This window comes from Solicola agrisoli (assembly GCF_049059935.1).
Classification (GTDB): domain Bacteria; phylum Actinomycetota; class Actinomycetes; order Propionibacteriales; family Nocardioidaceae; genus JAURVT01.
In genome coordinates, this window is the sequence record NZ_JBMGQR010000051.1 from 20,798 (window position 1) to 32,442 (window position 11,645).

General features: G+C 73.6%; 11 protein-coding genes. 4 read left to right on the forward strand and 7 right to left on the reverse strand.

The features are described from left to right. From ACI6PP_RS16255 to ACI6PP_RS16265, 3 genes are all read right to left on the reverse strand, one after another. Positions 1 to 1,260 (reverse strand): sugar ABC transporter permease, encoded by a 1,260-nt coding sequence (locus ACI6PP_RS16255; RefSeq protein ID WP_421112658.1) that lies wholly within the window; start codon positions 1,258 to 1,260, stop codon positions 1 to 3. Next, entirely contained in the window at positions 1,257 to 2,099 is an 843-nt protein-coding gene (locus tag ACI6PP_RS16260; RefSeq protein WP_421112659.1) for an ATP-binding cassette domain-containing protein, read from the reverse strand. The genes ACI6PP_RS16255 and ACI6PP_RS16260 overlap by 4 nt, the downstream gene beginning before the upstream one ends. A 75-nt stretch (positions 2,100 to 2,174) precedes the next feature. Next, positions 2,175 to 3,254, reverse strand: coding sequence for an ABC transporter substrate-binding protein (locus ACI6PP_RS16265; RefSeq protein WP_421112660.1), 1,080 nt, complete (start codon positions 3,252 to 3,254; stop codon positions 2,175 to 2,177). Positions 3,255 to 3,438: 184 nt separating this feature from the next. On the opposite strand from ACI6PP_RS16265, the gene ACI6PP_RS16270 reads away from it, so the two are divergent. The 4 genes from ACI6PP_RS16270 (at position 3,439) to ACI6PP_RS16285 (ending at position 7,914) form a co-directional block, all read left to right on the forward strand. Next, positions 3,439 to 4,425: a sugar-binding transcriptional regulator gene (locus ACI6PP_RS16270; RefSeq protein ID WP_421112661.1), complete on the forward strand. Its 987-nt coding sequence runs from the start codon at positions 3,439 to 3,441 to the stop codon at positions 4,423 to 4,425. 66 nt (positions 4,426 to 4,491) lie between these two features. Beyond that, positions 4,492 to 5,076 (forward strand): TetR/AcrR family transcriptional regulator, encoded by a 585-nt coding sequence (locus tag ACI6PP_RS16275; protein ID WP_421112662.1) that lies wholly within the window; start codon positions 4,492 to 4,494, stop codon positions 5,074 to 5,076. 28 nt (positions 5,077 to 5,104) lie between these two features. Further along, complete coding sequence (locus tag ACI6PP_RS16280; RefSeq protein ID WP_421112663.1) at positions 5,105 to 6,460, forward strand: M20/M25/M40 family metallo-hydrolase; 1,356 nt, start codon at positions 5,105 to 5,107, stop codon at positions 6,458 to 6,460. After that, the gene (locus ACI6PP_RS16285; protein ID WP_421112664.1) at positions 6,457 to 7,914 is read left to right on the forward strand and encodes an MFS transporter; all 1,458 of its coding nucleotides are present in this window, start codon (positions 6,457 to 6,459) and stop codon (positions 7,912 to 7,914) included. The genes ACI6PP_RS16280 and ACI6PP_RS16285 overlap by 4 nt, the downstream gene beginning before the upstream one ends. Positions 7,915 to 7,995: 81 nt before the next feature. On the opposite strand, the gene ACI6PP_RS16290 is transcribed toward ACI6PP_RS16285, so the two are convergent. The 4 genes from ACI6PP_RS16290 to ACI6PP_RS16305 all read right to left on the reverse strand — a co-directional run. Further along, positions 7,996 to 8,355, reverse strand: a complete 360-nt coding sequence (locus ACI6PP_RS16290; RefSeq protein ID WP_421112665.1) for an ArsR/SmtB family transcription factor — start codon at positions 8,353 to 8,355, stop codon at positions 7,996 to 7,998. Positions 8,356 to 8,359: 4 nt separating this feature from the next. Beyond that, entirely contained in the window at positions 8,360 to 9,598 is a 1,239-nt protein-coding gene (locus ACI6PP_RS16295) for an MFS transporter (protein ID WP_421112666.1), read from the reverse strand. An 85-nt stretch (positions 9,599 to 9,683) separates the two neighbouring features. After that, positions 9,684 to 10,661, reverse strand: coding sequence for a quinone oxidoreductase family protein (locus ACI6PP_RS16300; RefSeq protein ID WP_421112667.1), 978 nt, complete (start codon positions 10,659 to 10,661; stop codon positions 9,684 to 9,686). An 82-nt stretch (positions 10,662 to 10,743) separates the two neighbouring features. Beyond that, a partial coding sequence (locus ACI6PP_RS16305) for a sigma-70 family RNA polymerase sigma factor (protein WP_421112668.1) occupies positions 10,744 to 11,645 on the reverse strand: 902 nt, incomplete at its 5' end.

Consider the following 11,645-nt stretch of genomic DNA (forward strand, 5'->3'; position numbering starts at 1 on the left):
TCACGCCCTGCCGTGCGACGCGCGGGTGCGGCGCGCCGCGGAGTCGAGCGCGACCGCGAGCATCAGCACGGCGCCGGTCACCATGAAGCGGAACGACGAGTCCAGGCTCAGCAGCGTCAGGCCGCTGGAGATCGACTGGATGACGAGCACGCCCAGCAGCGCCGCGAAGGCGGTGCCGCGTCCACCGAACAGGCTGGTGCCGCCGATGACGGCCGCGGCGATGGCGTTGAGGTTGACGTCGCCGCCTCCGCTGCTCTGGTTGGCCGCGGCGAGGCGCGCCGCCGCCAGCACGCCGCCGAGCGCCGCGAACGACGTGCAGAGCACGAAGCACGAGGTGTACACGAGCTTGACGTTGATGCCCGCGCGGCGGGCTGCCTCGACGTTGCCCCCGACCGCGTACACCGAGCGTCCCCACTTGGTGCGCGACAGCAGGTAGTGCATCACCAGCACGAGGCCGACGAAGAGCACGAACATCCAGCCCACGCCGCGCGTCCGGTTGAGGTAGAAGACCACGAAGCCGAGCGCGACGAGCAGGGCGCCGCTGCGCAGGGCGAGGTCGGACGTGCTGCGGTGGGACAGCCCGGCCGCGGCGCGCTTGCGGGCGTGGGCGAGACCGCTTAGCAGCAGGCCGCCGGCGGCGAGGACGACCAGCACGTAGGACAGCCACGGCGGCACGAACCAGAGCTGGGCGAACTTCACCAGGCCGGAGTCGAACGGCAGGTTGATCGAGCCCTGCGCGCCGAGCAGGTACAGCTGCAGGCCGAGGAAGCCCAGCAGGCCGGCGAGCGTGATGACGAAGCTGGGCACGCCGAACCGGTTGAACATCAACGAGTAGGCCCAGCCGATCACGGCCCCGGCGAGGACCGCGGCGGCGATCGCCACGAAGACCGGCAGGCCCTTGTCGACGAACAGGATCGCCACGACGGCCGACGCCAGGCCGCTCACCGAGCCGACCGACAGGTCGATCTGGCCCACGAGCAGCATGAAGACGACCCCGAGGGCGATGATGCCGACGCTCGCGCACTCGAGCGTCAGGTTCACCAGGTTGGCGCTGGACAGGAAGATCGGGTTCAGCACCTGGAGCACCGCCCAGATCACCACGAGGCCGGCGACGACCGGCAGCACGCCGAGGTCGCCGTCCTTGATCCGGCGCACCTGCGCGTCGATGGTGCCGCGGATCCCGCTGGACTGCCGCAGGCGCTCGTCCTGCAGGTCCGTCGCGACGGCGGTCTTCTCCGAGGGCTGGTCGGTGGTGGTCACGCGTGTGCTCCTTCGCTCGTGCTGCCCGTGCCGTCGTCCGGGGACGGCCCCCGTCGACGCGAGGCCCGCTGGGACACCGCGTTGTCGGTGGCGCCCGTGATGGCGGCGATGATCTCCTCGCTGGAGACGTCCTTGACGTCGAAGACGCCGTTGTTGCGGCCGAGACGCAGGACGGCGACCTTGTCGGCGACGGCCCGCACGTCCTCCATGTTGTGGCTGATCATGATCACGCCGAGACCCCGCTCGCGGAGGCGCTCGACGAGGTTCAGCACCTCGGCGGTCTGGGCCACGCCGAGCGCGGCCGTGGGCTCGTCGAGGATGATCACGCGCGGGTCGCCGATGAGCGAGCGCGCGATCGCGACGGTCTGGCGCTGCCCGCCCGACAGCGACGCCACGGGGATGCGGACCGTCGGGATCTTGGCCGACAGCTGACGCAGCAGCTCCCACGACCGCACCTCCATCGCCACGTCGTCCAAGCGCAGCGCGTTGATCTCGCGTCCGAGGAACAGGTTCTCGATCACGTTGAGGTTCTCGCAGAGCGCGAGGTCCTGGAAGACGGTCGCGATGCCAAGGCCCTGCGCCGTGGCGGGGTTGTCGATCGTGACCGTGCGCTGCTCGAAGGTGATGGTGCCGGAGGTGGGCGCGTGCACCCCCGCCAGCACCTTGACGAGCGTGGACTTGCCGGCGCCGTTGTCGCCGACGACGGCGACCACCTGGCCGGGGGCGACGTCGAGGTCGACGTCGGTGAGCGCCGCGACGGCGCCGAAGGTCTTGGAGATGGATCGCAGCGACAGCACGCTCGTCCCGGCGGGCGCGCTCGCAGGTGCGGTGGGGGTCATGGGTGCCTCAGGTGGCTCGGTCGGACTGGGGGTGGGCCGGGCGGGCCCCCGCGGACGGCGGGGACCCGCCGTTCGTCAGCTGATGCCGAGCTCGGTGCACGCCTTGGCATACTCGCCGGTGCACACCTTGGACGCCTCGAGGGCGCCGGAGTCGAAGAGCGCGGCCTTGATGTTCTCGCGCGTGACGACCTCGGGGGTGAACAGCTGCGACGGGGTGTCGAACAGCGTCGCCTTGCCCTTGGGCGTCTTGCCCTGCGCGAACTCCCAGGCCACCTCGGCCGCCGCCTCGGCGACGGTCTTGATGGGCTTGGAGATGGTGTTGTACTGGTCGCCGGCCAGGATCCGCTGGGCGGCGGCGAGCTCGGCGTCGTTGCCGGTGACCGGCGGGACGGGGACGCCCGCGGCCTTGAACGCGGCGATCGCGCCACCGCCGGTGCCGTCGTTGGCCGCCACGACGCCGGCGATCTGGCCCGGGAACCGGGTGATCTGACCGCTGACCCAGCTCTGGGCCTTCTCGGGCTGCCAGTCGGGCGTGTCGTACTCGGCGAGCAGCTTGATGCCGCTGGGGTCGACCGCGCTGTGGATGCCCTTCTTGATCAGGCCGGCGGCGGCGTCGGTGGGCGAGCCGTTGACCTCCAGGATCCCGCCCTCGGCACCGCTCTTCTTCAGCTCGTCGACGAGCGACTGCGCGATCAGCGCGCCGATCTTCTCGTTGTCGAACGAGACGTAGTAGTCGGCGGGGATCTTGGGGATCGGACGGTCGTAGGCGATGACCGGGACGTCCTGGCTCTGCGCGGTCTGGACGATCGTGGCGGCGGCCGCCGAGTCGACCGGGTCGATCACCAGCGCCTTGATGCCCTGGGCCAGCGCGGAGTCGGCCTGCTGCTGCTGCTTGGAGGCGTCGGAGTCGGCGTTCTGGTAGATCACCTCGCAGCCCGGGCAGAGCTCGGCGATCTTCTTCTTGAACAGCGGGCTGTCGTACTGCTCGTACCGCGTCGAGGCGAGGTCGGGCATGAGGAACGCGATCTTCGCGTCCTCGGCACCGCCGCCGCTGCCGGCGTCGCCGCCCGAGCCGGAGCCGCAGGCGCTGAGGGCGAGGGTCGTGGAGAGCGCGGCGGCGACGAGCGCCGCCACGCGGGTGCGGGGGTTGGTCACGGTGGACTCCTTCGTCACTGCTGTCGGTGGGCGTTCCGGCGCCGGCCTGCGCCGGCACGTGCCACCGCCGATCGGCCGAGGCCGGTCCGGGTGACGTCAGTCGCAGTAGATCGCTGCTGCACATATGTCCAGCACAATCGTTCTGAGACGTCACGCGCAGCGGTCTGCGACGATGTGACGCGACATGGACGCACTGGAGCTGACCCCCGGCCCCGACGGACCCGAGCCGGTCGGACGCGACGCCAACCGCTTCGCCCCGGAGGTGATGTACGCGGCCGCGTCGCTGTACTACCTGGAGGACGTCACGCAGGCCGGCGTCGCCGAGCGGCTCGGCGTCAGCCGCGCCACGGTGAGCCGCATCCTCACCGAGGCGCGACGACAGGGCATCGTCACGATCTCCGTGCACCGTCCGGACGGCGACGAGGCCCTGGCCTCCGACGTCGCCGAGGCGCTGGGGCTGCACGCCGTCTTCGTCGTGCCCGAGGTCCAGGGGACCCAGCTCGGCCCGTGGCTCGCCCCGGGGGTCGCGCGGGCGCTGGCGGGCGTCGGCCTCGAGCCCGGCGACGTCCTGCTGGTGTCGTCGGGCCGCACGGTCTACGAGTGCGCGCTCGAGGAGCGCACCCGGCTCCCCGGGGTGGTGGTCGCGCCGGCCGTCGGCGGCCAGGAGGACCCCCAGCCCTGGTTCCAGACCAACGAGACGACCCGCGTGCTCGCCGAGCGCACCGGCGGTCGCCCGAGCTACCTCTACGCCCCCGCGCTGCCCGGGCGCGAGCTGTTCGAGTCGCTGCACCGCGACCCGACGTTCCAGCGGATCACCACGCTGTGGACGCGGGCCCGCTGCGCGCTGGTGGGTGTCGGCTCCGCCCCGCTGACCCGGACCTCGCTCCCCTCGTTCGTCCCCTCCGACGCGCCCTCGCTGCGCCGCGCCGTCGGGGACGTCTGCTCGCGCTTCTACGACCGCGACGGCGAGCCGGTCGACTACCCCGGCAGCGAGCGCATCGTCGCGACCGGGCTCGACGACCTGCGCCAGATCCCCGACACGATCGCGGTCGCGGTCGGCGAGGACAAGGTCCTGTCGATCGTCGCCGCGGCCCGCGGCCGCTACTTCAACCAGCTCGTCACCGACGCCGCCACGGCCCACCGCCTGCTCCGCCAGACACGCGGGAGCTGACCGGCGGGTCCCGCCGTGTCGTCGGGGCTAGGTTGACCTGATGGTCGGGCTCGGACGGGAGGACCGGTGACGGACGGCAGCGCCGAGGAGCGCGAGCGGATCGTCGCCGCGGCGCACCGGTCGTTCCTCGCGCGGGGGTACCTCCTGACCACGATCGGCGACATCGCCGCGGACGCCGAGGTCGAGCTGCGCAGCGTCTACAGCGCGTTTGGGTCCAAGGTGGGCGTGCTGTCGGCCGTCCAGGACGAGGCGGTGGTCGGCGACGCGCAGCCCGTCCCCCTGCTCGACCGCGACTGGGTCACCGAGCTGGCCGACCTCGAGCCCGCCGCGGCGCTGCACAGCGTGGTGACGAACGTCGCCGCGGCGGTCGAGCGGGCGTCCCCGGTGCACCAGGTGGTCTCGGGTGCCGCGTCCGACCCCGGCGTCGGCGAGCTGCTCGACCTCCTGCACGCGCAGCGGACCGAGACGTGCCGGCGGCTGGCCGAGCTGGTGGCCCCGGCACCAGAGCTCGTCGACCAGCTCGCCGACACCCTGTACGGCGTGCTCAGCCTCGAGACCTACCACCTGCTCGTGGTCCGACGCGGGTGGTCGCGGTCGCGCTGGGAGGCGTGGGCCGAGCGCTGCCTGACCGCCGGGCTGGCGGCGCCCTGAGCACGCGGGGCGTCGATAGCATGCGCCGATGACCACGCCCCGTCCCGACGACGTCGACGACCTGCGCGACCGCGCGGTCGCCACGCTGCAGGCGCTGGTCCGCATCCGGACCGTCTCGCACGCCGACCCCGCCCAGCGCGACGAGGCCCCGTTCGTCGCGTTCGCCGACGAGCTCCGCCGACGGCTCCCGCTGCTGCACCAGCACCTCGAGCTCACCACCCTGCCCGGGCACGCGCTGCTGTTCCGGTGGCGCGGACGCAGCTCGGACCGACCTGTCGTGCTGATGGCGCACGTCGACGTCGTGCCGGTGGCCGAGGACGCGCCGTGGCAGCATCCCGCGTGGGACGCCACGGTGGTGGACGGTCACGTGTGGGGACGCGGCACCCTGGACGACAAGGGGCCCCTGGTGTGCGTCGTCGAGGCCGTCGAGCGTCTGCTCGCGCGCGGGTTCGTCCCCGCGCAGGACGTGTGGCTGTCGTTCGGCACCACCGAGGAGGTGTCGGGCGAGACCGCCGGCCTCGCCGTCGACGAGCTCGAGCGCCGCGGCGTCGAGCCGTGGTTCGTCGTGGACGAGGGGGGCGCCGTGGCGCACGACGCGTTCCCGGGCATCGCGCCGCCGCTCGGCGTGGTCGGCGTGACCGAGAAGGGCACCACCACCCTCGAGCTGCGGGTCGACGGCCGCGGCGGGCACGCGTCCACGCCGTCGCGGATGGACGCCGTCGCCCGCCTGGCCCGCGCCGTCGTGCGGCTCGACCGCAGCCCGCTGCCGGCGTCGGTGCCCGCCCCCACGATCGAGCTGTTCCGCCGGATCGCACCGCACGCCCCGCCGCCGCTGCGGCCGCTGCTGGCCAACGCCGCGCGACTGCGACCGGTGGTCGCGCGGGCGCTCGTCGCCGCCGGCCCGGAGACGGCGGCGATGGCGCGCACCACCGTCGCCGTCACGACGCTGTCCGGCTCGCCCGCGCACAACGTCCTGGCCTCGACGGCCCGCGCCGGCGTCAACGTGCGCGTGATGCTGGGCGACACGGTGGCCGGCGTCGTGGAGCACCTGCGCCGCGCGATCGGCGACGACCAGGTGCAGGTGAGCGTCGTCGACCCCGGCGAGGCGAGCCCGCTGTCGCCCGTCGACGACGACGCCTTCCGGCTGCTCGAGCGGACGATCGGCGCGCAGTTCCCCGAGGCCGTCGTCACGCCCTACGTGATGATGGCCGCCACCGACTCGCGCTTCTTCACCCGGATCTGCCCCCGCGTCTACCGCTGGTCGCCGCTGCGGATGACCAAGGCCCAGCGGCAGTCGATCCACTCCTACGACGAGCACGTCGGCGTCGACGACCTCGCCGACGGCGTGCTCTGGTACGAGCGACTGATCGAGGCGCTGACGTGAGCGCGGGCCGCACCACGTCGACCGTGCCGGGGCTCTGGACGATCGTCGGCTTCCTCGTCGCGGTCGAGGTGGCCAGCGGCGTGCTGCAGGGCTACTACACGCCGATCGTCCCCCAGATCGCCGACCACCTGGGGATCCAGGACGCGAGCTTCAACTGGTTCGAGGCCGCCCAGCTGCTCGTCTCGGCACTCGTCGTGCCGGTGCTCTCCCGCCTCGGCGACCTGGTCGGGCACCGCACGGTGCTGCTGCTGTCGACGGCCGTCACCGCGCTCGCGTCGTGGGCGCTGGCGTTCACCCCGTCGTTCTCGACGTTCCTGGTGGCCTGGGCGATCCAGGGCTTCTACGTGCTGTGGCTGCCGCTCGAGGTGAGCATCATCCACCGCCGCACCGCGCACACCGGGCAGCAGTCGCGGCTCACCCGCCGCGCGGCCGGCTTCCTGGTCGCCGCGCTCGAGCTCGGTGTGATCGCCGGCGCGCTGACCAGCGGCGCGATCGTGGAGTCCACCTCCATGCAGGTGGTGCTCGCTCTCCCCGCGGTCGCGGTGACGCTGTGCCTGGTGGCGGTGTGGTTCGGCGTCGCCGACACCGAGCCGATGGCCGAGGGGAGGGTCGACTGGACCGGCTTCGGGCTCGTCACCGTCGCGCTCGCGGTGCTGATGGGCGGGCTCGTGCTGATCCGCCTCGACGGGCCGGGCAGCCTCGTCGCGTGGGGCGTCCTCCTGCTGGGCGTGGCGGCGTTCGTCCCGTTCGTGCGGGCCGAGCTGCGCCACCCCGATCCGCTCGTCGACGTCCGGCTGCTCGCGACGCCCGGGCAGTGGCCCGTGCAGCTCACCGCCTTCCTGTTCGGCATGTCCGTGCTCGGTGCCCAGATCCCGTTGTCGACCTACGCCCAGACCGACCCCGACGTCGTGGACTACGGGCTGGGCGCGTCGGCGTCGTTCGTGTCGACGCTGATCGGGCTCTACGTCGTGACGATGGTGGCCGGAGCCCTGCTCCTCCCGGTGGCCTCACGGTTGCTGGGACCGCGCGACGCGCTGCTGGCGGCGTGCCTGCTCGTCGCCCTCGGGTACGCGCTGTGGATCCCCTTCCACGACAGCACCGTGCAGGCGTTGGTGAACATGGGCGTCGCGGGCGTCGGCTCGGGCGCCCTCGTCGCCGCGCTGCCCGCTGCGGCCGCCGCCGCCGCTCCGGCCGACCGCACCGGCTTCGCCACCGGCATGACCAACACGACCAAGACCATCGGCGGCGCGATCGCGTCCAGCATCTTCGCGATCGCGCTGTCCGCCACGGGCAGCATCGACACCGAGGGCTCGGTGACCGCGCCGCTCGGCGGGTACCTGGTCGTCTGGGGCGTGTGCTCCGCCTCGGCCCTGCTCGCCGCCGCCAGCCTGCTCGCGGTGCCACGCCGCTCGTTCAGCGACCCGGCTGAGACGTCCCACCCGTCCCCGATCTGACGGGTTCGCGGGGTTCGGACGGCCGGGAACCCCGCCAACCCATCGGATCGCGGACGGGAGGGACGCGCCGCCGGTGCCGGCTCAGCCGTGGTGCGGCTCGCCGGTGACCTGGTGGTCGGCGTGGTTCAGGCCCTCCTGGACGAGCCGCTCGAGGTGGCCGCCGGGCAGGCTGTAGAGCACCCGCCGTCCGTCCTTGCGGGTGCGGACGAGGCCTGCGAGTCGCAGCTTGGACAGGTGCTGGCTCACCGAGGTGCGCGCGGCACCGGTCTGCTCCACGAGCGTGCCGACGTCGGCCGGACCGTGCGTGAGCGACCACAGCAGGTGCAGCCGGGTGGGGTCGGACAGCATCTGGAACACCCGGGCCGCCTGGTCCAGGCGTTCGGCGGTCGGCCGGTCGCCGTGGTGCAGGCTCGCGTCGTCGCGCGCCGGCTCGGAGGTCATGGGGTCAGTGTGCCGCAGCCGCCGCCCTCGACGGCGCGGACGACCCCGCGGCCGGCCAGCTGACCGCCGCGACCGCGAGCCCCACGGCCCCGACGGCGGCGAGCAGCAGCGCGGCCACCGGGACCCCGGCGGCCGCACCGACCCACCCGGCCACCGGGTACGTGATCAGGTAGCAGGCGTGCGAGAGGGAGAACTGCGCGGCGAACACCGCCGGCCGCTCGGCCTCGCGGCTGTGACGGCGCAGGAGTCGGGCCGACGGCGTCAGCACGGCGGACGTCGCCGCTCCCAGCACCGCCCACAGCACCAGGACGAGCGGCCACGACGACGCCGGCACCACGGCGAGAAGCGGGCCCGAGACCGCGACCCCGACCACGAGCACCGCCGCAGCCGGCATCATCACCGTGCGCTCGGCGACCCGGTCCAGCACCCGGGGCAACGCGAGGGCGACGATCATCGACCCGGTGCCGTAGGCGGCCAGCGCTGCGGCGACCGCGGAGTCGTCCCGCCCGAGGAGCTGCCTGACCACCACGACGGTGTCGACGAGCACGAGCGCCGTCGCCGCGGCGACCACGAGGTCGAGGGCCAGGAGCGCCCGCAGCTGCGGCACCGCCCAGAAGGTCCGGGTGCCCCGCGTGACTCGGGAGGCGAACCGCTCCTCACGGGGCGGCACGGGCACGTCGGGCAGGCGGGTGGTCACCACCAGCAGGGCTGACGCGACGAATCCGGCGACGGTGCCGACGAAGAGCCCGTGGTAGCTGACCACGGTCAGCAGGAGGCCGGCCAGCACCGGGCTCAGCAGCGACTCCAGGTCGTAGGCGAGCCTCGAGAGCGACAGGGCGCGCGTGTAGTCGCGCTCGTCCGGCAGCACGGCCGGGATCACGGCCTGGAACGCGGGCGTGAAGGTGGCCGAGGCCGCCTGCAGCACGACCACCAGGACGTACACCTGCCAGACCGCGTCGACGAACGGCAGCAGCAGCGCGACGCCCGCGCGCACGACGTCCGCGCCGACGAGCAGGACCCGCCGGGGCACCGGCTCGGCCACCGTGGCGACCAACGGGGAGACGACGACGTAGGCCGCGATCTTGATCGTCAACGCGGCGCCGAGGACGGCCGACGCCGACCGGGGCGCGAGGTCGTAGGCCAGCAGCCCGAGCGCGACGGTGAGCAGCCCCGTCCCCACGAGGGCGACCACCTGCGCGGTGAGCAGGTGCCGGTAGGTCCGGTTCGCCCACACCCGTCGCATCGCCACGCTCCGTCCGCCCACGTCGGCGACCCGGTGTCGCCGCGGACAAACGTAGCATTATGTGCACAGGTGTGCACATGACAGGTCAACCGAGGGGCAGCACCAGCAGCTTGCCGGTCGTCCGGCGACCCTCGAGGTCGTCGTGGGCGCGGGCGGCGTCGGCGAGCGGGTACGTCCCGCCGACGGTGACCGTCACCGAGCCGTCGCGCACCCAGCCCAGGACGCGACCGGCGCGCTGGAGCAGCTCGTCGCGCGTGACGACGTGGTCGACGACGGTGGGCCGGGTGAACCACAGCGACCCGCCGGCGTTGAGGCGCTTGGCCTCCACCGGCGGCACCGGGCCGCTGGCCTGGCCGTAGAGCGCGTAGACGCCGCGGCGGCGCAGGCTGTCCAGGCTCGCGTCCTGGGTGGTGCGGCCGACACCGTCGTACGCGACCGCCACCCCGCGTCCGTCGGTGAGGCGGCGGACCTCCGCGGCCACGTCCTCACGGGTGTAGTCGACGACGTGCACCGCGCCCGCGGCGCGGGCGGCGTCGGCCTTGGCCTGCGTCGAGGTGGTGCCGATGACGCGCGCGCCGAGCATCGTGCAGATCTGGGTGAGCAGCAGGCCCATGCCGCCTGCCGCGGCGTGCACGAGGACGTCGTCGCCGGCCTGCACCGGGTAGGTCGAGAAGGTGAGGTACTCGGCGGTGACGCCCTGCAGCATCACCGCGGCCGCGGTGCGGTCGTCGACGTCGTCCGGCACCGGGACGCACCGCTCGGCGGGCACCAGCACCTGCTCGGCGTAGCCCGCGCCGGGCACCATCAGCCAGGCGACGCGGTCGCCCACCGCGACGTCGGTGACGTCGGCGCCCACGGCCGAGACCGTGCCCGCGCCCTCCGACCCGGCGACGAAGGGCGTGTCCATGTCGTAGACGCCGCTGCGCTGGTAGACGTCGATGAAGTTGACGCCCGCCGCGGCGACGTCGACGCGCACCTCGTCCGCACCCGGCTGCGGCTCGGGACGGTCCTGGACCTCCAGCACGTCGGACCCACCGGCCCGCGTGACGACGACTGCGCGCACGCCCGACTCCTCCCAGCACCGCGACCGACCCGTTCGGCCGTCGCGGCCATCGTGCCACCGTCCGGCAGGCGACGGGCGGCGCTCAGTCGAGCGACGGGGGCAGGCCGAACGCCGCGAAGTGCTCGACACCGATGAACGAGGTGACCTCGCTGACGAGGTCGTCGCGCAAGGTGAGCACGTTGATCGCCCACGCGTCGTGCGGACCGTCGTCGCCGGGCCGCAGGTACGACGCGACGGCGGGCTGCCCGTTGGCCTCGACGACGCGGTGGCGCCAGCTGCCGCAGGACCCCAGGGGGACGGCCACAGCGAACGCGGTGACGTCGGCCAGCCCCGCGTACCAGTGCGGCAGCGGCGGCATCGACCACGTGACGTCCTGCGTGAGCAGTGCGACCAGTGCGTCGGCGTCACCGCGCTCCAGCGCGCTCGCGTAGCCGGCGACGACCTCGCGCACGCGGTCGTCGTCGACGAGGCGCAGCGTCTGCTGCTGGCTGCGCGGGGGCACCCTGGTCGCGACCACCGCGCGCGCCCGCTGCAGCGCGCTGTTGACCGAGGCCACCGAGGTGTCCATGACGTCGGCGATCTCCGCCGCCGAGTACCCGAGCACCTCGAACAGCAGCAGCGCCGCCCGCTGGTTGCCCGGCAGGTGCTGCAACGCCGCGACGAAGGCCAGCTCGACCGACTCGCGCTGCTCGAGCCGCTCCTCGGCGGCCATCGCGTCCGCGAGCCCCGACGACGGGTAGGGCCCGAGCCAGGCGACGTCGGTCGACGGACGCTCGACGGCCACGACCCGGTCGCTCGACGGGCCGAGGTCGACCGGCAGCGCGCGTCGCCCCCGGCTGCGGAGCGCGTCGAGGCACGTCCGGGTGGAGACGGTGTACAGCCAGCGGCGCACCGAGCTGCGGCCCTCGAACCCGTCGAGGCCGCGCCACGCGCGCAGCAGCGCGTCCTGAAGCGCGTCGTCGGCGTCGTGCGTGGAGCCGAGCA